Origin of the sequence: Mycobacterium lepromatosis (assembly GCF_000975265.2) — a bacterium.
Classification (GTDB): domain Bacteria; phylum Actinomycetota; class Actinomycetes; order Mycobacteriales; family Mycobacteriaceae; genus Mycobacterium; species Mycobacterium lepromatosis.
In genome coordinates, this window is the sequence record NZ_CP083405.1 from 43,138 (window position 1) to 65,131 (window position 21,994).

Genomic DNA, 21,994 nt, shown 5'->3' on the forward strand with positions numbered 1-21,994 from the left:
AGGCGAAGTCAAAACCCCGACCAGGACAGGCACGGGGATACGCCACCAGGTCTTGCAGACGAGCGGGTCACACCCTTCACAATCCAGTAGTGTGCTGACCATGCTAAAGGCCACCCGCAATCAAGCAGGCAAGAGTATCGCAGGGGTTTCTAACTCGCTTGGCTCAAAGCCTACTGGAGGCCGCCGACGGCCGCGGACCTGAAACCGATATACGATATATTTCGGAGGCCAGAAACTTGATAAAAGGTTAATTTGGTGACTATGTCCGGTCGCGCTGGCCTCGTCAACGATGTGGTTGGCGTCGAGGTGACTACCGACGGTATGTTGGTGGTCACGGACCGATTGTACTTTGCAGATTTCCCTACGGAACTCGGGATACGGATCAATGATTCCTCAACAGGAACTACGAGCCGTGGTTTGAAACCAGGTGCAATGTGACCTTGCCTCCCAGAGAATTCTGGACGCTAACAGCCAACCTCACCCGACGGTGGCGGCGATGGCAGATATGCCTAGCCGGTCGTACCGGAGGTTGGAGGCTCGTTGGTGACATAGCGATGTTGGTAACAACATGGTGCACCTTTGTTGTGTGCTGCAAGTACGACCGCCATATCGTCATCGCAGCGCGCGATGACGATATGCTGATGCTAAGGCTGATTGTTCTACAAGTCGGTCAGGCAGACATGGTGATCATTGTGCTTAGCCCCGCAGAGCCCGCAAATGTCCAGTCGCTGATCGGCATCGCCGGAAAACTAACCGAGTACAGAACCGCAGCCCAGTTGGTTGGGCAAGGTGTCCAACCGAGCCCGGTCTACATCTATGGCGAGATCCTCACGAGCCTGTCTAACAGGTTGGCGATCATCGTTACTCAACAACCTCAACCGGTAGGCACGACAACACGCAGACGCAGCTGTAGGGGTGTTCGACTCCGTGCAGGGCAGTTTGGCGTCGCTGCCCCGCCGCGTTGGTGCCAAACTGTACAGAAGCTTTCTGCCGGGCATTCAGTAAAATTCTACAGATCGCCTTCAACAGCCTTATGGAGCTGCTGCTAACGGGCTCCTGGCTATATCGCGCTGACGATACCTCCTTACGGCGGTAACTTCCTTCTCACTTTTCGTGCTACGACTTTAGAAAGGGACTCCACAGTGAACCTGACTGGGGATGACGACGACGATAATGACTTGGCAACTTTGGATATTTACAGCGCCAATCGCTATTACGAGTCGTCGTGTTTCGACGAGATCGATGGTTATGCGTCAACAAGGTCGGTGGGCACCGAAGCCGACGATCTAGACGTACTCCAATCTCTGACTAAACCGAAGGAAAAGCTTAAGGTCTCGCTACTCGCGATGACCAACCCCACCAAGTCGGTGTGGGTGTCGGCACTCATGGACGGTAGAGTCCACCAGGTCGAGCGGATCGACAAATTGACTCGCATTGGCGAAACGAAGCTCGCGGAAGAGGTCTTTGCCCTTGCCAGCTTGGCTCGGCAGAAGGCGCGAGCCTCCCAGTACACCTACATACTCGACAGCCTCGAAGGCAACGGAGAAAGCACAGACGCCAGATGTGAACTGGTAGGGCTGACCTTAAACTTGCCAGCGTCGGAACAGGCTGCCGCAAAAGAAGAGGTGTTCTCCACACTATACTTCGGCAAAAATGATTGATCGCTTGAGCAACCTGTTCGAAAGCGCCGCTGGCATGTTACCCATGTCGGAGGCGCGATCGTTGGAGCTGTTCACCGAGATTACAAATTACGATGAGACTGCCTGCGACGCATGGATCGGCCGGATCCGCTGCGGCGACACCGACCGAGTGACACTGTTTCGGGCCTGGTATTCGCGAAGGAACTTCGGGCAGTTGTCGGGCTCCGTCCAGATCCCGATGACCACCCTCAACGCCCGAGTGCCCATTGGGGGGCTATACGGCGACATCACTTACCCTGTCACTTCGCCGCTGGCTATCACCATGGGTTTCGCCGCGTGCGAATCTGCGCAAGGTAACTTCGCCGACGCTATGGAAGCGATTGATGCCACTCCGGTCATCGGCTCCGAACATCTGGTGGCCTGGCTCAAGGCGGTGGTCTACGGGGCAGCCGAACGATGGACCGACGTGATCGACGAAGTCAAGGGCGCCGGAAAGTGGCCGGACAAGTTCCTAGCTGGCGCCGCTGGCGTCGCGCATGGAGTAGCCGCGGCCAACCTCGGCTTGTTCACCGAGGCTGAACGTCGACTCACCGAGGCGAATGACTCGCCGGCCGGCGAAGCGTGTGCGCGCTCCATCGCTTGGTATCTAGCAATGGCACGGCGCAGCCAGGGCAATGAAGACGCTGCGGTAGCACTGCTGGAATGGTTGCAGACCACGCACCCGGAAGGCAAAGTGTCTGCGGCGCTAAAAGATCCGTCCTACCGCCTGAAGACGACGACTGCCGAACAGATCGCCGCTCGCGCAGACCCGTGGGATCCGAGCAGTGTCGTGACCGACAACTCTGATCGAGACAGACTGCTCGCCCAGGCGCAGGCCGAACTGGACAGGCAGATTGGGCTCACCAGGGTTAAAACCCAGATCGAGAGGTACCGCGCCGCGACGATGATGGCGAGGGTTCGCACTGCCAAAGGCATGAAAGTCGCGCAGCCAAGCAAACACATGATTTTCACCGGGCCACCCGGTACCGGCAAGACTACTATCGCGCGGGTGGTGGCCAATATCCTGGCCGGATTGGGTGTCATCTCGGAACCAAAGCTGGTCGAAACGTCGCGCAAAGATTTCGTCGCCGAATACGAGGGGCAGTCAGCAGTCAAAACTGCCAAAGCAGTCGATCTCGCCCTCGGCGGCGTGTTATTCATAGACGAAGCCTACGCACTGGTGCAGGAAAGGGACGGACGCACCGATCCGTTCGGACAAGAGGCGTTGGACACCCTGCTGGCGCGGATGGAAAACGACCGCGATCGACTGGTGGTGATCATTGCCGGCTACAGCTCCGATATCGATCGGCTGCTGGAAACCAACGAAGGTTTGCGATCGCGCTTCGCGACTCGAATCGAATTCGACACCTATTCCCCTGAAGAACTTCTCGAAATCGCGAAAGTCATTGCAACCGATGCCGATTCATCACTGAGTGCAGAAGCGAGCAAGAATCTGCTGGAAGCGGCTAAGCAGCTAGCCCAGCGGACGTTGCGCGGCAGACCTGCCCTCGACGTTGCTGGCAACGGTCGCTACGCGCGACAATTGGTGGAAGCCGCTGAACAGTGTCGTGACATGCGGCTGGCTCGTGGTCTCGACATCGAGCAACTGGATGTGGACCGACTGCAGGAGATCAACGGCTCAGACATGGTCGAGGCGATCGCCACGGTGCATGCGCACCTCAACATAAGAGAGTGAACCATGGGGTTTCGCCTGACCACCAAGGTTCAGGTTAGCGGCTGGCGCTTTCTCCTTCGCAGGGTTGAGCATGCCATCGTGCGGCGCGACACCCGGATGTTCGACGATCCGATGCAGTTCTACAGCCGCTCGACCGCGCTTGGCATCGTCGTTGCCGTTGCGCTCCTCATAGGCGCCATCCTGCTGGCTTACTTCAAACCACAGGGCAAGCTGGGGACCAGCACCCTCTTCACCGATCGGTCGACCAATCAGCTCTACGTACTCTTGTCCGAGCATCTGTATCCAGTCTACAATTTGACCTCGGCGCGACTGGCGCTGGGCAGCCCGGCTAACCCGGCTGTCGTGAAGTCCAGCGAATTGACCAGGTTACCTATGGGCCAGACCATCGGAATTCCCGGGGCACCCTATGCCACGCCCATTTCAGGGGGTTCCTCGTCAAACTGGACATTGTGCGACACCGTCGCCAATATCGAGAGCGAATCGCCTTCGGTGCAGACGTCGGTGATAGTTCGATCACTGCAGATCGAACCTGCGATAGATCCACTGCAGCCCAACGAGGCGCTACTGGCGTCGTACCAGGACAAAACGTGGCTCATTAACTCGAAGGGGCGGCACTCCATCAATCTGGCCAACCGGGCCCTAACCTCGGCCATAGGAATATCGGTAAGCGTTAAGCCAACCCCACTCTCTGAGGGCCTTTTCAACGCGCTACCTGACATCGGCAGATGGGAGCTGCCGACGATTCCTAACACTGGGGAACCTAACTCGCTGGGGTTATCCCCAGACCTCGTGATCGGGTCGGTGTTCCAAATCCAGATGGAAAAAGATCCACAGTATTACGTGGTGCTCTCCGACGGCATCGCTCAGGTAAATGCCACCACTGCCGCCGCGTTGCGCGCCACCCAGTCGCATGGACTGGTAGCGCCTCCATCACTGGTACCAAGCGTGGTCGTCCAGGTTCCCGAACGGGTCTACGACTCACCGTTGCCCGATGAACCGCTCAAGATGGTGGTCCGGGACGACCACCCCACGCTGTGTTGGGCATGGGAACGCAAAGTCAGTGATCAGGCGCCGAAGACAACCGTGTTGATTGGTCAGCATCTTCCGCTACAGCCGTCAACTATGAGCACAGGTATAAAACAAATTCGTGGGACAGCAACCGTCTATATTGATGGCGGCAGATACGTGGCGCTACAGTCTCCAGATCCCCGGTACAGCGAATCCCTATACTACGTCGATCCAGAGGGAGTACGTTACGGCCTGGCGAACTCGGAGGCGGTGAAGGCTCTGGGTCTCGCTTCGCCGCAGACCGCGCCCTGGGAGATAGTTCGTCTTTTGGTGGAGGGTCCTGTGTTGTCCAGAGACGCGGCTCTGTTGGAGCACGATACACTGACCGCTGACCCAAGCCCCCGGAAAGTACCAGCCGGCTCCTCTGGAGCGAGGCCATGACGACGAAAAAGTTCACCCCGACTATCACCCGCGGCCCGCGATTGACACCGGGCGAGATTAACATCACGCCGCCCGACGACCTCGGTCTTGAGATCCCACCATCGGGTATGCAAAAGATCCTTCCCTATGTAATGGGCGGTTGCATGGTCGCCATGATCGCGATCATGTTGGTTGGCGGCACCAAGCAACTCTCGCCGTACATGCTGATGATGCCAATCATGATAGTCATGATGATGGTTAGTGGCAGTGGTGGAGGGGGTGGTGGCAAAAAGGTGCCTGAGATCAACGCTGACCGCAAGGAGTACTTGCGCTATCTGGCCGGACTACGCGCTCGGGTGACATCTTCGGCCGCCTCGCAGGTGGCGTTCTTCAGTTATCATGCTCCCCATCCTCAAGATCTGCTGTCGATCGTGGGCACACAGCGGCAGTGGTCGCGGCCGGCGAACGCCGACTTCTACGTAGCTACCCGCATCGGTGTCGGCGACCAGCCCGCTGTGGATCGATTGTTGAAGCCAGCCGTCGGGGCGGAGCTGGCGTCGAACGGTGCAGCGCCTCAGCCGTTTCTGGAACCGGTCAGTCACATGTGGGTAGTCAAATTTTTGCGGACTCACGGGCTGGTGCATGACTGCCCGAAATTGCTGCAACTGCGTACATTTCCGACAATCGCTGTCGGCGGAGACACGGCAGGGGCGGGCAGATTACTGACCGCGATGATCTGTCACCTGGCCGTGTTCCATCCGCCAGATCTGCTGCAAATCCGGGTTCTCGCCAAGAACCCCGACGACCCCAACTGGTCCTGGCTGAAATGGTTGCCGCACGTACAGCATCCGACGGAAATCGACGCCGCCGGGGCGGTCCGAATGATCTTCACTCGCAGTGACAGTCTGGCCGATCTGACGTCGCGTGGTCCGCATGCACCCGATTCGCTGCCCGGTGGCCCCTACATCATCCTTGTGGATCTGACCGGCGGCAAGGCGGGTTTCCCGCCCGACGGCAGAGCTGGTGTCACAGTGATCACACTCGGCAATCACCGCGGCTCGACCTACCGCATCAGGGTCAATGAGAACGGGACTGTTGACGACCGATTGCCTGGCCAGAGTTTCCGTCAAGTGACTTCGACAGCCGACCACCTCTCTACGGTAGAAGCTACCCGCATCGCTCGGAAGTTAGCCGGATGGTCGATCACCGGCACCATCTTCGATAAAACGTCGCGCGTACAGAAGAAAATGGTGACTGAATGGCACCAGCTGGTTGGTGCTAACACCGTCGAAGAGGTGCTACCGAGCCGCTGGCGGATGTATACCGACGCTGACCGGGACCGCCTTAAGATCCCTTTTGGTCACGAATTCAAGACCGGCAATATCATGTACCTGGATATCAAGGAAGGCGCCGAGTTTGGCGGCGGACCGCACGGCATGCTGATCGGGACCACGGGGTCGGGAAAGTCTGAATTCCTTCGTACCCTGATCTTGTCGTTGGTCGCAATGACACATCCGAACCAGGTGAACCTCTTGCTTACCGACTTCAAAGGCGGTTCCACGTTCCTGGGAATGGAGAAACTTCCACACACCGCTGCCGTCGTCACTAATATGGCTGAGGAAGCCGAACTGGTAAGCCGAATGGGTGAAGTGTTGACCGGCGAACTCGACCGCCGCCAGAACATCCTTCGACAAGCCGGAATCCTGGTCGGTGCGGCCGGCGCGCTCTCCGGGGTGGCCGAATACGAGAGGTACCGCGAACGGGGCGCAAACCTCGCACCGCTACCAACGCTTTTCGTCGTCGTAGACGAGTTCGCCGAGTTGCTGCAGAGCCACCCCGACTTTCTCGGACTGTTCGACCGGATTTGCCGCGTCGGGCGGTCACTGCGCGTTCATCTACTGCTGGCCACCCAGTCATTGCAAACTGGTGGGGTGCGCATCGACAAACTGGAACCCAACTTAACTTACCGCATCGCGCTGCGCACCACCAGCTCGGCGGAGTCCAAGGCGGTTATCGGAACCCCGGAAGCGCAGTACATTACCAACAAGGAAAGCGGCGTCGGATTTCTCCGAGTTGGCATGGAGGACCCCGTCAAGTTCAGTTCCCTGTACACTGGCATCCCCTTCGTTCCGGCGATCGCAGCGGAAACCAACGGTGACGGTGGTCCGTCCAGTCCGCGGTCCAGCCGCAAAAAGGTGCATATCCACGAATTCACCGCCGCTCCAATCCTCGAACCGGCGACAACGTCATGACCTGTGCTAGCTACGATGCAGTGGGGTACCATCCGCTTGCGGGAGACGAAGCGATGGGGGAGCGGCGTCAATGACTGCCGAACCGGAAGTACGCGCGCTTCGCGAGGTAGTACTCGAGCAACTCGGCACCGGTGAATCCCGTGCATATAAGATGTGGCTGCCTCCGTTGCTCGATCCGGTCCCACTGAACGAGCTCATCGAGCGTGACAGCAACAGGCATCCGCTGCACTTTGCGTTGGGCATCATGGATGAGCCACGGCGGCACCGCCAGGATATCTGGGGTGTCGATCTTTCTGGGGCGGGCGGCAACATTGGCATCGGGGGCGCGCCACAAACCGGGAAGACAACCCTTCTGCAGACCATGGTGATGTCGGCGGCTGCCACGCACTCACCGCGGGACGTCCAGTTCTACTGCGTCGATCTCGGTGGTGGTGGGCTGATCTACCTGGAAAACCTGCCTCACGTCGGCGGGGTAGCGAACCGATCAGAGCCCGACCGGGTCAACCGAGTGATCGCCGAGGCGCAAGCTGTTATGCGGCAACGAGAAATCATCTTCAAAGAAAACCGCGTTGGCTCGATGGCAGCGTATCGGCAATTGCGCACGAACCCCAGTCATCCCGTAGCGGCCGACCCGTTCGGCGATGTATTTCTGATTATCGACGGTTGGTCGGCATTTACCAGTGAGTTTCCCGACCTCGAAGCGGCGGTCCAGGATCTAGCCGCACAGGGGCTTTCGTTTGGGGTCCACATGGTGATTACCACACCACGCTGGACAGAACTGCGGTCGCGCGTTCGCGACTACTTGGGCACCAAGATCGAATTCCGACTCGGCGACGTCAACGACACCCAGATCGACCGCATTGCTCGGGATATCCCAGCGAATCGCCCAGGCCGAGCAATTTCAGTTGAGAAGCACCACCTGATGATGGGGGTGCCTAGGTTTGACGACGTGCACAGCGCTGACGACCTGGTGGACGCGATGACAGCCGGGGTGACGCAAATCGCGGCTAAAACCACTGAACAAGCACCCAGGGTTCGGGTTCTGCCGTCGCACGTATACTTGCACGAGATCGACCTGAACCCGCCCGGACCGGATTCCGACTACCGCACCCGTTGGAAAATTCCTATCGGAGTACGCGAAACCGACCTGTCGGTGGCCTACACTCACATGAGTTCGAATCCGCACTTACTGATCTTCGGGAACTCCAAATCGGGCAAGACACGCACCGCACATGCGATCGCGCGAGCCATCTGTGCCCGGAACAGTCCACAACAAGTGCGGTTCATGCTAGCCGACTATCGGTCGAGTTTGTTGGACGCAGTACCGGACAGCCACCTACTCGACGCGGGTGCGATCAACCGCAACAGCGCAAGCTTGGACGAGGCCATCCGGGCCCTGACGACTAACCTGAAGAAGCGGTTGCCACCGGCCGACCTGACGACCGCTCAGGTGCGGTCGCGGTCGTGGTGGAGCGGATTTGATGTGGTGCTGCTAGTCGACGATTGGCACATGATCGTCAGCGCGGCCGGCGGCGCGCCGCCCATGGGCCCACTCGCCCCGTTATTGCCAGCGGCTTCGGATATCGGGTTGCACATTCTTGTCACCTGTTTGATGAGCCAGGCATACAAAGCGACTATGGACAAGTTCGTCGGCAGTGCATTTGGGGCGGGAGCTCCAACCATCTTCCTTTCCGGTGACAAGCAGGAATTCCCCTCCTCTGAAATCAAGGTCAAGCGGCGGCCTCCTGGCCAGGCATTTATGGTCTCACCGGAGGCCAAAGAGGTCATCCAGGCGGTCTACGTAGATCCTCCAGAAGAAGTGTTCACAGTACTCCCAGCAAGCAGTTAAGATAATTTCATTCCCAAAGGAAGAAACGAACGGGCCACCGACAACCAACACCAAAGAGGGACACGGTGAACTGTTGGGCTGTTTTTGGGGTGACGCACTCCATGTCGCTCATGAGTATTCGCTAGTCGACAACGGCGCCGACATAGCTTGGGTGTAGCAATTTGACCCGAGAACGCTATCGCAGACAGAGGGAGCTGACAACATGACTTCGCTGATGTTGTGGCCCGCATCGGTGTTGAGTGAGTGTCTGTTGAGTTATTGGCGCGCTTCAGCTTCCTCGGCGAGGCGTGGACCGGAGGAAGCAGCGGTCGCGCCGATTGCGGCTGCCAAGCCCATGATGACCTGGCTGCAATCCGCGGCAGAGCAGATGACCAACGCAGGCCGAGGAGTACCGGCAAGTGATGGCAAGCACGCTGGGAATGGCCGTGATTACTGAGAACCGCATCAACCGGGCAATCCTTGCCGTCACCGACTTCCTCGGCGTCAACATGGCGCCAATCGTCTTCACGGAAGCGGACTATATTCATCTGCATGAGGAACCAGACCGCCCTAGCAATGAACGCCTACCAGGCGGAAACCCTGCTGAAAACGGCTTTCCAGAAGCTTAAACCAATGGTCGCGATCCTTAATCCGTCGAGCGACTCTCCGTCATCAACTTTGACGTCCGAGGGGAACCAATTAACGCAGATGATATCCGGATTTTTCGCTACCCTGCCTTCAACCCAGGCGTTGCAGCAAACTGTTGGGCAGGCCGCAGAGCTTACTTGCCCGATGCAGCAGGTAAGGTCGCCGTTTACCTCTATGGATAGCACCGACGGTTGCACGAGTGGCCAATGCGGCGACACGGAAAGCTCCCATTGCATCGGTCTGCTTGGTGCCAGTCCGCTATCCAACCACCCTTTGACCGGTGGGATAGACACAACCACCAACGCAAGCCTGCTGTGCGCGGAGTCGCTGCCTGGTGCGAGTGGGTCGTTGGCGTGGACACCGCTGACGACCCAATTGATCGATAAGTCGATTGCACCGGAGCCTCGGCAACGGGTGATGCTGCCCTCGTGGGTGCAAGCTCGCCGGGTCGCAACGCCCCAAGACGGTGGAACGACCGGAACGGCTCTGGCAGAGCCGCCAGCGCAGCAGTTCGGGTTGCCTAACGAGAACGACTGAGAGGAGTGGGACGACGACCAGGACAACTGGTGAACACCCACAATAACAAACTTCCCGGCAACCGGGCCGGAAAGACTTGCTAGCATCTGGCGAGTAACAGCAAGTAAGAGAAGAGAGTAGAATCAACATGGCAGAGATGATCACCGAGGCCGTGGTCCTCACTAGGCAGGCATCAGCTTTCGACGGTATTGCGCAAGGACTCATCCAAGAGCGGAGCACTGTTGACAACATCGGTCTGGGCTTTCAGAGCCAATGGCAGGGCCAGGCCGCCACAGCAACCACTGCTGCGCTGCAGCGCTTCGACAGCGCCATGCAAGCCCAAATCAACGAGTTGAAAGAGATCGTCGAGAAGCTGAACCGGTCCGGTGGCAACTACACCAATACCGACGAGGAAGCGTGCCAGTTGTTGTCCTCGAAGATGAACTTCTGATCCAACCACCAAGAACTGGAGTACAAGATGACACAGGTATGGAACTTCTCTTCCCTACAAGGGGTCGTCGCCGACCTGCAAGGAAGCTCCTGCAGAATTGGGGAGTTGCTCGACCAATGCCAAGAATCGCTCGCAACGCTACAAAGCTCGTGGCATGGTTCCGGTAACGAGTCCTACTCGATGGTCCAACGACGTTTCAACCAGAACACCACAGACATAAACCGTGCACTGGGCGACCTGGTACAGGCAATCAGTAATTCGGCCGACTCGATGCAACACACTGAGCAGGGCGTCATGAGTATGTTCAGCGGGTAGAATATCCAGATACGAGATCGGGGCGGGTTCTACTTCAAAGGATCTCGCCCTTTTCTCGTGTGTACTGGACCACACATCTGAAAGGCTTTCATGGCGGCTGATTATGACAAGCTGTTTCGGCCTGACGATGGCGCCTACGCTCCGTCAGATCAGGCAGCGGAGCAGTTATTCGACGGTGCTCCACCGTATACCCCGCCTACCATGCCAACCTTTACTCCAACGCCCAATGGTGAAGTTGCGTCCCCAATGCCGGACTGGCCAGATCAACTGCAACCGTACCCCTCGGCTGCATCCAAACCCCATCTGCCCCCGATGCCCATCGGCAGCCCGGTGCAACCCCCGCTGGCTTCATCCGAATCTTCGCAGACCCCTCTGCCAGTTAGTGCCCCCCTCCGCGCTCCAGCAGCATCGCTGATGCCAATCGGCGAATCTCAGCAATGGTCACCCGCGGTAGCACCCGAACATCAGTTTGCTGAATCCGAGCCCCCATCGGTCCCAATGCCGATCAACGGGCCTGCCCTAGCCAAACCCGCAACGCCAATGCCCACGACGCCAGTCGACCGATTCCAGCGAACGCCGGTCACCTCGCCTGAACCTTCTCTTGCTGAACCTGAAGCACAGCCGCCGGCTACACCAAAACCGTCTTTGCCTCCGGGGTCAGTGAGCAGGCCGCAGCAGGCTCCGCTCGAATCGCCGCGTCCGTCTGCGGGCCAACATTCACGACACGCTCGCCGAGTTCACCGCCATCGCGACGAAACCCAAACGACCAACCTGACATCAGCAACTGATCCGATGATCGCGCCGCGCTCGCGGATAGCGGAGCCGCGGCAGGCGCCCCACGCCGCAGCAGAGCCGGCTCCGACGCAACCTCCTGCCAGACCCGATGGCCTGACAAGTCGCCGTACCGCGCCGCACGATGCGACTGCGACATCCGCAATCGGCGCGCAGACGGAACAGAGCGCCGGGGTCAAAAAGCCGGGCAAGGTGGTGGCTAAACGAGGTTGGCGGCATTGGGTCCACACCGTTACACGGATAAATCTGGGCTTGTCGCCAGACGAGCTTCACGAGTTGGATTTGCTCACGCGGGTACGTCGAACTCCCCGCGGTTCGTATCAGATCGGGATCTTGGGCCTCAAAGGCGGGGCCGGCAAGACGACTGTAACAGTCACTTTGGGCTCGATGTTCGCTCGTGTGCGTAACGATCGGATCCTGGTGGTTGACGCGGATACCGGCTGTGGAAACCTCGCTGACCGGACGGGACGTTCTTCGGACGCAACTATTGCTGATCTGCTGGCAGACAAAGAGGTGAAGTATTACAATGATATACGCGCGTACACTAGCGTGAATACAGTCAATCTTGAAGTTCTCCCCGCAATGGGGTATAGCACAGCCCAACACATGTTGAGCGGAGAGGACTGGAATCTCGCTGCCGCTACAGTATCAAGATATTACAACATCATGTTGGCCGACTGCGGCGTCGGTCTGTTCGACCCGATTACCCGCAGTGTGCTCTCGACAGCGTCCGGAGTGGTGATTGTTACCAGCACGTCGATCGATGCCGCCCAGCAAGCAGCGGTCGCTTTGGACTGGTTACGCCATAAAGGCTATCAAGACCTACTGAATCGTGCATGTGTGGTGATCAACTATGTTATGCCGAAAGAGCCCAACATCGCGGGCAAAGAATTGGTGCAACAATTCGAACAACAAATTCAACCCGGCCGGGTTGTGGTCCTGCCTTGGGATAAACATATCGCGGCCGGAACCGAAATTCGGCTCGACCGACTCGACCCCCTATACCAGCGTCGGATCCTCGAGCTAGCCGCAGCACTGTCCGACGATTTTGAGAGAGCTGGACGCCATTGAGTGCGCCTGCTGTAACTGCTGGACCGGCCACTGCCGGGGTCACTCCTGCGCGACCTTCCGCCACTCGGGTGACGATTCTTACTGGCAAAAGGATGACCGATCTGGTGCTGCCCTCGGCGGCGCCGATCGAGGCCTACATTGATGACACCGTAGCGGTGCTATCCGATCTGCTCGAAGACGCACCAGCGGATGCTCTGGCGGGCTTCGACTTTTCCGCCCAGGGCGTGTGGACATTTGTCCGGCCCGGATCGCCGCCCCTGAAACTCGACCAGTCGCTGGACGATGCCGGGATTGTCGACGGGTCACTGTTGACTCTGGTGTCAACGAGTCGCACAGAACGATATCGGCCGCTGGTCGAAGATGTTATCGATGCGATAGCAGTGCTCAACGAATCACCAGAGTTCAACCGCAAGGCGGTGGACCGTTTTATCGGGGTGGCAATCCCAGTCTTGAGCCTGCCGATCACTGCCGTCGCGGCGTGGGCGTGGTGGGTAACTGGGCGTAGCCCATTCTGGTCGCTGGCGATCGGCATCCTGGGCATCGTTGTGCTGATCGGCAGCATCGCCGCCGACAAATTCTATAAAAATCTGGATCTTTCCGAGAGCCTGCTGCTCACTTCGTATCCGCTGATCGCCAGTGCCGCGGCTTTGGTCACCCCGCTACCAAATGGAGTCGACTCTTTGGGGCCGCCGCAGGTTGCCGCCGCCGCGGCGGCTGTCCTGTTTTTGACCTTGCTGACCCGGGGAGGCGCTCGACGGCATTCTGACTACGCCTCGTTTACCTTGATCACCACGGTCGCTATCGTGGTGATTGCCATTGCGTACGGCTTTGGTTACCAGCGCTGGGTGCCTACCGGGGCGGTTGCCTTCGGGCTGTTCATCGTGACGAATGCGGCCAAGCTGACCGTTGCTGTCGCCCGGATCGCCTTGCCACCGATACCCGTTCCCGGCGAGACCGTAGACAACGAAGAATTGCTTGATTCCGTTGTCACTCCGCACGAGGCTACTAATGAAGAGACGCCGACCTGGCAAGCCATTATCGCTTCTGTGCCTGACTCCGCGGTACGGCTTACCGAGCGCAGCGCCTTAGCCAAGCGGTTGCTGATCGGTTATGTCATATCTGGCACTTTAATTTTGTGTGCCGGCGCTATCGCAGTGATAGTGCGCGGACACTTCTTCGCACACAGCTTGGTGGTGGCGTTTTTGCTGACGGCGGTGTGCACGTTTCGGTCGCGACTCTACGCCGAGCGTTGGTGCGCGTGGGCGCTGCTGGCAGCCGCCGTTGTGATTCCGACGGGGTTGACCATCAGGCTGTGTATCTGGTATCCGCAAATTGCCTGGCTGTTGCTGATCAGCTACCTGGTGGCAGCCGTTATCGCATTGATGGTATTCGGGGCAACCGTCAGGGTTCGTCGCATTTCACCGGTGACGAAGCGGATTATGGAATTAATCGACGGCGCGGTGGTCGCATCCGTCATTCCGCTGCTGTTGTGGATCGCCGGTGTTTACGACATGGTCCGCAACCTGCGCTTTTAGCACTGGCCGTAGTGTGGTGAGTCGGCGAGATTGCGGCAGTTCATAGGCGCCAAGTCCGGTAATTTCCTCAATGTGAAACCCGGTGTGAAGTCCAGAGAGTGTCCGGCGATGTCTTAGCCATTGGCTATCGATCCTTCCGGTTTGAATGCGGCAGGGCCAAACCCAGTTCCTGGTGTTCCCGGTGCCTCCGTAGCCGATCACAGCGACCGGAACCGATTCGCTGGCAGCCGCCGATCAACAACACGATTTCCAGGATTGAATCACTGGTGGTCGACGACTTGCTAGCGGTTAAGAGCTTCCCCCTTAACCAAGATAACGTCCAACATATCCGCTACGGCGGGATGTATATACGAAAGCACATTAGGGCGCTGGGCGACGATTTGAAGTAATTTCTCTTCGGATCGGTTGTCGGTCGCGTTTGGAGCCAGTACGGCATCAGACCCAACAAGTTAATTTGGTAGAGGAGGTATGAGAGCGATAGCTTCGTCGCTATTATCAGAATTCTAGCCGGAGTTGGTCAGATGGCCGATCGGTTTATGAGAGGTCAGTTTCAACAGAACTTGTTTGACTTGGCCCCCACGAATTCACGAATTCGTTGCCACCGTGCCGCAACTAGACTTAGATGGTTCCTCAGGTCGGTAAAATTGCGCAACATCAAAAACATAGAGGACTGCTTCTTCCCCACCAGTCGGTTGCTGGTGCAACCGGTGTCGCCCCGGATAGCGCGGCTCCCTCTGGACGACTAACCGAGTGCGCTGCAATGAAGCCGAGGTAGGCCACGCTGGGTCGCACCGTGACCAAACTTCTGGTAAGTTAGGAGGCCGCCCCCGGAAGAAACTGGGAACCACCGGACAAGACTGCTGCAGCTGCCAACACCAAGATTAGCTTCGATGTCTCCATAAGTTTGATCTTCGAGTGGAATCCGCGCTGCTCCAGCCGGTGATCATGACGTCACCGTGCAGACGGCAACGTCGTCCCAATCGACTAGCAGGTAGCCCAATATGCTTTTGCCACCAGAATTCTCACAATTGTAGTTAACAGGGCAACCGGGTTCATCGTCGCGGCTGTTTCTCGCTCTAACCTAGTATGCGTAAGACATGTTATTGTCAAATAGCCCGGCGACGTATTGTGCCAATACAGCCCGTAGCGCTACAGGCCCGTCCGTAACTGTTGGCCACCGCGGTCTTCTCTCCGCCGGTGGTACCCGGCCGTCATCCGAACAAATCTGGAGTCACCCAGATCAGGGCTATCGGGCGCGTTTAGCGCAGCCATTATGCGTCTGCCAACGCCACCCAGATCAGATTTAGCGGTGCGGAGGGTGGGGCTTTGCAGCACGGTGTCGTGCATGACCCTCACCGTCGAAACCGGAACCGATAGGACCGACCGCCACATCAGGGGTGATTCGCTGTCGTGCGTTGACGCCATATTACGCGGGCGATACGCTTTGACGTGTTGCATTTGTCAACCGCACGGCGGGTACAGTTACTTCACTACCTGCGGTGGGTGTCACTCCAGGGTTGATGTCTCCCCTGCTCGCCCCCAGGCTGAGGGTCCATGATTGAGTTGCCTATCCGAACCTGGCGTATCGTCCGTCGTCGCCGGTTTAGCATGGTAACGTCGTGCCCCGAGATGTCCGGCATTGACGCTGGAGAATACCTGGAGGACCGGGATACTGAGCTTGATCAGGATCACTGGCGGGTACCAGCATTGTGATGAAATGCCAAAGTTGGTCTCGGAAGGCTCGGTTTAGTGAACGGAGTCTTGACCACCAGTGTTGGGGGTTTCTGGGTAGGTGGCGATTTCTGCTCGAGCAGATTTTTCAAGGTATGTTTAGGCGGTTTCCAGTTTTGGATTCCATGACCCGCTCAGTGGTGTCGGAGACGACGTTGATATTGGCCACATGTGTCGAGTTTATCCATTTATTAATTGCACAACACGCTCATTGACGTCTATCTCAATACCATTGTCTAGGACAATGATTGCCCTAGGATCTCGTCGAAATTTTGTCAACATCCCACTTAGCTTGTGCAATTAACCTGGTTATATGCCGGTACCAGGGAAGCATCGTTGCGAGATAATCCTGCAACGTCATCAATTACTTGATATTAGCATCGCTAGCGGAGTCTGCAAGCGTTAACGGTTCTTCGAAGAACACCACTGTCGAAGACTAGGCTCTTCTGTACCGGGTGGTCTCCAAAACATCGATGACCTTTCAACACAACCTATTGAACTCTTGTATCCGGCCATTGAAAGGTGTCCTAATTGGCGTCTGACACCTGCCCGAATAGGGCATTTACCCAACATGCTCACTCGTTGTTTGCGGAAATGCCCATCTTCTCTTCATCTCCCAGCCACTTGCTGGCCACATTGATCATTCCTGTCGAGGATCCCTACGCCACAGCGCCAGTCCGCCGAGCACCAGCAATGTCTACAGTAATCGTGCGCTGAATTGGCTCGCGTTCTGTGCAGCTTGAGCCAGCGATCGAGGCGTTACTTCACCGAATACGATGCTACTCGTCGATTCTGATACCACAAGATTATGCTTATTAAGCGTAACCGACATTAAGGGGAGCTAGCGGCAGCAATTTAGTGATTAAAACGCCGAGTGTTTCATAAAGCGATTGCCCTTCATGTACTAAGCCGATTACGGTACAGGACCGCCGGCTTCGTAATACCCGGCTGGCTGGTCATTAATTCGTGCTAAGCGACAAGAATGATAGCCCGTGACCCATACTGATACCGCGACACGGCTACCAACTAGCCGCCAGCCCAACAGTAACCAGCAACGCCGCCCACCGCAACACCAAGTCCTTCGGGTTTATGCCGCCACAACGATGCGTTTAAGTCGGCGGCGGTTCGCTAATCGGGCGGGAAAGGGCGGACAACCTAGCGGCGAGCTGCTCCCTGGCGGCTTCGTTGTAAGCGGTTGCCGCGCTCTGCGCGTTCTGCAAGGCCGCGTTGATCCGATCGGCGACCACCTCGTGACCAAACTCCCGCAAAGCGCCACTTTCGATATGGATATCGGTGAGCCACTGATATCCGTTAATCGTTACTTCGACGGTCTTTTCTTGATCCGAAGCCTTGAACACTCCGTCGTTCATTTGGTTACATTGCCCGTCCAGAGCAGACTGAAATTGCCCCAGCAGAGCTATTATCTGAGCTTGCATTGGATCCAAATCCATTACTTTGACTCCTTGCCGTCTTGGCAGTGGCGATTACCGATAACGTTTCAGTCCACGCCCGATGCCCGGGGTAAAGCACTTCGTCGTCTTGCTTTGCTAAGGGCTCTTGGTTTTAGAACTTCCGTTTTCCCCACAATGAATCATTCCCATGCCACCGCTGCCCATCACGCAGCCCGTGGGAGGCACTGCCACGACCTGTCTCCTGAGATGTCGGACGTCGTAAGGGGCCGGACAGATTCAGCTTCGATATTGACATACCTAGGATTCCACCGCCACCGAATGGCATCGGCTTCAACCTGGCACCCGATGTCACCGGCACATGCAGTGCATCGTACACGGCACTTGTCAGCTTCACGCCCGTGGGATAGCTAGGTGCCATCACTAGGAGACCCCCGGGAGGACATCGTGGGAGGCGTTGAGAACCACGACCGGTACCGTCCTTCAGACTTTTTATTATTCTTCATTGTGTAGTCGAGTATCAAGATACTGTTGACTCGTGTCCAACAGCGGGTCGATTTTGGCCACGGCGGCCAGTTTGGGTGGCTGCACTTTTTCGATAGTGCACTTGCTGTTGTACTAAGAAAAGTACCCACTAGACTTTTTCTGATAAGTCGCGTAGGTCTGCATGCACTGCTGTCTGGTGGGCTGGTTCGGTAGTCGGGTTGTATTCACTTCGAGCATCTGTGCATAAGACAGCTTGAGGTAGTTCGTACAGGACGTGAACTGGGATTTCACCACGAATCCACTCTTCCTAGCCATCGCGACGCTCGCTTGCACCATACGGCCAAAACCACTTGCTTTGTTGCTCCATTGAATCCGTGTCTGCGGCCGTCGCGTCACCTGTCAATTCTGGAAAGGAAGAAAACGCTTATACTCTTCTTACAACTTCTAGTTTGTAACTAATCCAGATATCCTTAAAGCTTGCGGCTGATGCCCCCTGTTCAGGTTGTTCGATTTGTGTGGCAGCTTTTTTATATGGGTGAAGTCGCGTTCGCCTGATTGCACGGCCGCGGCTGTACCTTTGGTTCCGGTGGAATGGTCCGACACAGAAACTTGGCTGTCGTTGTTCCAGACCGACGCCGATTCCTCAATCAACCTCTCCATAGGTCTTGATCGCATTCCGCATAGAGTGCGCCAGTTTCTGCCACTCCTGATATCCCGCCGCAAGATAGGTCCGCATGTTGTCGGATTCAAATTGAGTTGTGGGACCGCGTTGACTGCGATCTGAAGAGCACACGCGTCGGTAACTACATTAGTTTGGTGCTATCGCCAGTACTCCTAGCATCCCGGCGGCCCTGGCCAGGAAGCTCAGTCTGCTCCACCGTCATCGTCTGCGGTTGTGTCATGTCACATTCCGCCTCCTTAGTACTAAAGACATTTAGCGTCGTTAATGCTCGCGGTTGCCGAGCTAGGAATTCTTTTGGGCCCCGGCGTCATAATCTCGTGTGGACGATGAACTGCGGCAGCGTAATCGATACATCAATCATGCTGCGTTGCAGCAGCGCACGCTATATCATAGTTTGTCACTATTCTTCGGTAGCGCCATTTGGTAATGGCTCTCCTCAGGGGGGGAAATTTGGCGAATCGGCAACTTGCGATGTCGTGGAGTGCCGATGGTGTCTTGCTTAAGTATTACCCGCTCGCTGCCGGGGTAGGGGCCGAGATAGGTTATCGCATTTGGCCACGCCACTTTCGCCACCGGCCCGATGTGACCGCCGATCAATCTGGCGAATTTCTCGAATTGCTGCCCGAGTGTGACGATGCCACCTGCGGCCGCCGCACGCACCACGAACTGTGTGAACGTCTGGACGTCACCCAAGCTGACGCTCACGTCGACATCGTCGAATGGCATGTAGACCGCACACCGGTTCACCGTCTCGCCGACGAGTACACCCGCTGATCCGATTGGCAGCTGGCAATGCTGGTAGGCGACGAAGCTTTGACCCAACAATGCCGGCTGCTGGGCACCGCGCAGGCGATAAAATCCACATGGCGTTTTTGGTTCCCCGCGCGTCGTCAGTACCACCGTGGCCTGTGGAATCTTCCCAGGAGCCACCCGGACCCGGGTGATCGTGTGGTCGGCCCGTGCTGACCACCATGCATCCGGACCAGCGGGTGCGGTGTAGGCTACGCTGTACGCGTCTCGCCCCTGGATCATCGACCACTTCTCTTGCACGAAGCCGACATCGGTAGCGTGGTCGACCCTGTCGAAGCTCTGTCCGCAGACAGCGTCCACACCATGGCTAGCCAACTGATCTGCGATACGCGTTGTGGACGCAATCAAATAACGAGCCAGCCCCGCTGCGCCGGCGTCACGCCGCTGTGCGGACTTCCGGGTGCGCACAGGGTCGGCACGCAGCATGACCCAGGTTCGACGATACGCGGGCGCCGGGTCGGCACCGATCACCTGCTGGTACAGATTCACGACGTCGGGTGACGCGGCGTGGCCGACACGGTAACCTGCCGACACGACAACCGCTTCCAAGTCCGGACAGTGCACCGACAGCAGGTGCTCTAACAGCTGGGTCTCCAGCAAGTCGTCGGTCTGCGCTTCCCCATCGACGATGACTGTCGGCGTAAATGGTCTGGGAATCAGTTCAATGACCGATACTAGAAACCCGTTTTGCCAGCGCATAGCAACTTGATCTGCAGGTTTCACGGTGGCACCGATCACCGACTCCGACGGAGTGTCCAACGGCTTACGACTACGCCGGGAGAATGAATAGAGCGCCATCAGCCAGCCGCTTAGCCACCTGCCGGAAAATTGGACCAGGGTCAGAATCACGACCAATACCACTAGCGCAATGCCGGCCCACCAGTATTGGGTGCGGAAAAACAATATGATGTATGTTGGAGCCAACGCTGCGACGAGCAGTGCACGCCCCACGCTGAAACGTAGCCATATTGGATTTCTCATGTGCGTCGTAGTGCTCGCCTAACCAATACACCTAGTCCCAGCGTTATCGACAAGCCCAAGATCCGTTGAGCCACAACCATGATCGTCTTGCGATCAGGTCCCGACGTTATGACCGGCGGCGGAACGCTTCTTACATTGAATGGCTCTGAAGCGGACTCCGGCGGAACATCCCAGGTAAGCGCTGCCACAGCATTGATGACACCCGCGCCGACGACGTCGTCGATGCCTCCTCCGGGATGTCGCGCGGTGGCGGTGATCCGGTTGATGATCTGGGTCGGCGTCAGGTCAGGAAACCGCTGTCTTAGCAGGGCTGCCAAACCTGAGACATATGCGGCGGCAAACGAGGTACCGGCGATTGAAATCGAACCCTCATCGTCTTGCAGCGCGTTCACCGGTTCACCGTTATAGCCCAGCGCAGTGATGTTTTCCGTCGGTGCCGAGACGCCTACCCATGGTCCGTGCACCGAGAATCGGCTCGGCATCCCATTCTGTGCGATACCACCGACGGTGAGTACCAAAGGTGCATACCACGCCGGTGTGACGATTGTCTGCACCTTGCTCCAGCCGCGTGGGTCGTTGGGCATTGATACGTCAGGCATCGGATTCTGCGTGCAATCCCCGCCGGTGTTGCCTGCCGCGACTACGATCACCACACCCTTGACGTTGACCGCGTAGTTGATCGCTGCGCCCAATGTCGATTCATCGATCGGCCTATTTGGCTTGTAGCAGGCTGTTTCACTAATATTGATCACGTTCGCACCAAGATTGGCGGCGTGCACTACCGCGCGGGCCAGGCTGCGGACCGACCCAGCCGCCGGTATCGCGTTGGGATCATTGGTGTTGGGTTGCACGCCTACCGGCTGAAAGGCCTCTGAGGTTTGTCGTAACGAGAGCAGACGCACATCTGGCGCGACGCCGATGAATCCGTCTGTGGGCACGGGCCGGCCGCCGATGATAGACGCGATAAGCGTTCCATGCGCGTCGCAGTCGGATAGCCCGTTGCCAGCTTGATCGACAAAGTCGCCACCAGGTTCCGCCGGGACACGGGGCGAGACCTCGACACCAGTGTCGATCACGGCCACTGTTACCCCGGCCCCGGTAGCGAACTTGTGCGCGTCATTGACACCTAAGTAGGTGTTACCCCAGGGCGGATCGTGGAAACTGGAATTCGGCAACGTTGTGGGCGCCACGCACATCACCTTCTGTTCGGTGGGCTGGTCAGGCCCCGTCACATCGGGCGGTACCGCGCCCGGGTCAATCGAGGGTGGGTTGATCGCCAGAGCGGGAGGCGCAAACAGCAACGCCAACGTCACCGTCATCAGCAAGATACGGTGCACCTCCGACTACCCCATTCATGTCTCTAAGCTGCTGTGCTGGTGGCTCGTCACGCGTGGTTGCTCGAGGACGATCTGCTCGGACATTGGACCTGCGTTACGCACCCGCGTGCATTTTAGACTCAACAGCTGAGTAATCCGCGGTGGTCTTAGCCAAGTTTTGTTGTTCTTGTGGGACGTCTAGTCAGTGTGAACATGTGGTCGAGTCGCTCGTCGACGCTGATCTGGTTATGGGCTGGTGAGTCTGTAGCCAAGCTTGACGTCGGGGTCCGACCTGTGGAAGGGCCACGTACTACTGCTTCGAGCATGCCGGTCAGAATTTTGCTTCTCTTGAATGAGGACTTTGGACG

General features: G+C 57.5%; 16 protein-coding genes and 1 pseudogene. 13 read left to right on the forward strand and 4 right to left on the reverse strand.

All coding sequences use genetic code 11. The annotated features are described in order from the left end of the window. Positions 1-261 precede the first annotated feature (261 nt). From MLPF_RS00170 to eccD, 13 genes and pseudogenes are all read left to right on the forward strand, one after another. A pseudogene (locus MLPF_RS00170) lies at positions 262-1,096 on the forward strand (ESX secretion-associated protein EspG). A gap of 46 nt (positions 1,097-1,142) precedes the next feature. Next, positions 1,143-1,661, forward strand: a complete 519-nt coding sequence (locus tag MLPF_RS00175; protein ID WP_045842206.1) for a hypothetical protein — start codon at positions 1,143-1,145, stop codon at positions 1,659-1,661. After that, positions 1,654-3,375: a type VII secretion AAA-ATPase EccA gene (gene eccA / locus MLPF_RS00180; protein ID WP_045842205.1), complete on the forward strand. Its 1,722-nt coding sequence runs from the start codon at positions 1,654-1,656 to the stop codon at positions 3,373-3,375. Before MLPF_RS00175 ends, eccA begins: the two co-directional genes overlap by 8 nt. Before the next feature lie 3 nt (positions 3,376-3,378). Then, on the forward strand, positions 3,379-4,824 hold the full coding sequence (eccB, locus tag MLPF_RS00185) for a type VII secretion protein EccB (RefSeq protein ID WP_045842204.1): 1,446 nt from the start codon (positions 3,379-3,381) through the stop codon (positions 4,822-4,824). After that, the gene (eccCa, locus tag MLPF_RS00190; protein ID WP_045842203.1) at positions 4,821-7,055 is read left to right on the forward strand and encodes a type VII secretion protein EccCa; all 2,235 of its coding nucleotides are present in this window, start codon (positions 4,821-4,823) and stop codon (positions 7,053-7,055) included. Before eccB ends, eccCa begins: the two co-directional genes overlap by 4 nt. A gap of 70 nt (positions 7,056-7,125) precedes the next feature. Next, positions 7,126-8,904: a type VII secretion protein EccCb gene (eccCb, locus tag MLPF_RS00195; RefSeq protein ID WP_045842202.1), complete on the forward strand. Its 1,779-nt coding sequence runs from the start codon at positions 7,126-7,128 to the stop codon at positions 8,902-8,904. A 202-nt stretch (positions 8,905-9,106) separates the two neighbouring features. Beyond that, positions 9,107-9,340 (forward strand): hypothetical protein, encoded by a 234-nt coding sequence (locus MLPF_RS00200; protein ID WP_193386700.1) that lies wholly within the window; start codon positions 9,107-9,109, stop codon positions 9,338-9,340. Beyond that, the gene (locus MLPF_RS00205) at positions 9,324-9,512 is read left to right on the forward strand and encodes a PPE family protein (RefSeq protein ID WP_236684805.1); all 189 of its coding nucleotides are present in this window, start codon (positions 9,324-9,326) and stop codon (positions 9,510-9,512) included. The genes MLPF_RS00200 and MLPF_RS00205 overlap by 17 nt, the downstream gene beginning before the upstream one ends. A 292-nt stretch (positions 9,513-9,804) precedes the next feature. Continuing rightward, entirely contained in the window at positions 9,805-10,068 is a 264-nt protein-coding gene (locus MLPF_RS00210; RefSeq protein WP_193386698.1) for a hypothetical protein, read from the forward strand. A 127-nt stretch (positions 10,069-10,195) separates the two neighbouring features. After that, entirely contained in the window at positions 10,196-10,498 is a 303-nt protein-coding gene (locus MLPF_RS00215; RefSeq protein WP_045842201.1) for a WXG100 family type VII secretion target, read from the forward strand. Between the two features lie 27 nt (positions 10,499-10,525). Then, positions 10,526-10,813: a WXG100 family type VII secretion target gene (locus MLPF_RS00220; RefSeq protein WP_045842200.1), complete on the forward strand. Its 288-nt coding sequence runs from the start codon at positions 10,526-10,528 to the stop codon at positions 10,811-10,813. 90 nt (positions 10,814-10,903) lie between these two features. After that, positions 10,904-12,676 carry an ESX-1 associated ATP-binding protein EpsI N-terminal domain-containing protein gene (locus MLPF_RS00225; RefSeq protein ID WP_045842199.1) on the forward strand — a complete coding sequence of 591 codons (1,773 nt, stop codon included), beginning with the start codon at positions 10,904-10,906 and terminating at the stop codon, positions 12,674-12,676. Then, positions 12,673-14,211 carry a type VII secretion integral membrane protein EccD gene (gene eccD, locus MLPF_RS00230; protein WP_045842198.1) on the forward strand — a complete coding sequence of 513 codons (1,539 nt, stop codon included), beginning with the start codon at positions 12,673-12,675 and terminating at the stop codon, positions 14,209-14,211. The genes MLPF_RS00225 and eccD overlap by 4 nt, the downstream gene beginning before the upstream one ends. Positions 14,212-17,051: 2,840 nt before the next feature. Here the strand turns inward: eccD and MLPF_RS00235 are convergent. From MLPF_RS00235 to mycP, 4 genes are all read right to left on the reverse strand, one after another. After that, on the reverse strand, positions 17,052-17,393 hold the full coding sequence (locus tag MLPF_RS00235) for a YbaB/EbfC family nucleoid-associated protein (protein ID WP_045842197.1): 342 nt from the start codon (positions 17,391-17,393) through the stop codon (positions 17,052-17,054). A gap of 1,087 nt (positions 17,394-18,480) precedes the next feature. Further along, positions 18,481-18,630, reverse strand: coding sequence for a hypothetical protein (locus MLPF_RS16685; protein ID WP_420329562.1), 150 nt, complete (start codon positions 18,628-18,630; stop codon positions 18,481-18,483). 276 nt (positions 18,631-18,906) lie between these two features. After that, positions 18,907-20,310 (reverse strand): type VII secretion protein EccE, encoded by a 1,404-nt coding sequence (eccE, locus tag MLPF_RS00240; RefSeq protein WP_045842194.1) that lies wholly within the window; start codon positions 20,308-20,310, stop codon positions 18,907-18,909. After that, complete coding sequence (gene mycP / locus MLPF_RS00245) at positions 20,307-21,647, reverse strand: type VII secretion-associated serine protease mycosin (protein ID WP_045842193.1); 1,341 nt, start codon at positions 21,645-21,647, stop codon at positions 20,307-20,309. Before mycP ends, eccE begins: the two co-directional genes overlap by 4 nt. Positions 21,648-21,994: the final 347 nt, after the last annotated feature.

Bases quoted from the DNA above. Each gene is read 5' to 3' on its own strand.
- MLPF_RS00235 (WP_045842197.1), bottom strand. From the start codon at position 17,393: ATGGATTTGGATCCAATGCAAGCTCAGATAATAGCTCTGCTGGGGCAA.
- eccCb (WP_045842202.1), top strand. From the start codon at position 7,126: ATGACTGCCGAACCGGAAGTACGCGCGCTTCGCGAGGTAGTACTCGAG.
- MLPF_RS00215 (WP_045842201.1), top strand. From the start codon at position 10,196: ATGGCAGAGATGATCACCGAGGCCGTGGTCCTCACTAGGCAGGCATCA.
- eccB (WP_045842204.1), top strand. From the start codon at position 3,379: ATGGGGTTTCGCCTGACCACCAAGGTTCAGGTTAGCGGCTGGCGCTTT.
- MLPF_RS00205 (WP_236684805.1), top strand. From the start codon at position 9,324: ATGGCCGTGATTACTGAGAACCGCATCAACCGGGCAATCCTTGCCGTC.
- MLPF_RS00225 (WP_045842199.1), top strand. From the start codon at position 10,904: ATGGCGGCTGATTATGACAAGCTGTTTCGGCCTGACGATGGCGCCTAC.
- eccE (WP_045842194.1), bottom strand. From the start codon at position 20,310: ATGAGAAATCCAATATGGCTACGTTTCAGCGTGGGGCGTGCACTGCTC.
- MLPF_RS00220 (WP_045842200.1), top strand. From the start codon at position 10,526: ATGACACAGGTATGGAACTTCTCTTCCCTACAAGGGGTCGTCGCCGAC.
- eccCa (WP_045842203.1), top strand. From the start codon at position 4,821: ATGACGACGAAAAAGTTCACCCCGACTATCACCCGCGGCCCGCGATTG.
- MLPF_RS00200 (WP_193386700.1), top strand. From the start codon at position 9,107: ATGACTTCGCTGATGTTGTGGCCCGCATCGGTGTTGAGTGAGTGTCTG.
- eccA (WP_045842205.1), top strand. From the start codon at position 1,654: ATGATTGATCGCTTGAGCAACCTGTTCGAAAGCGCCGCTGGCATGTTA.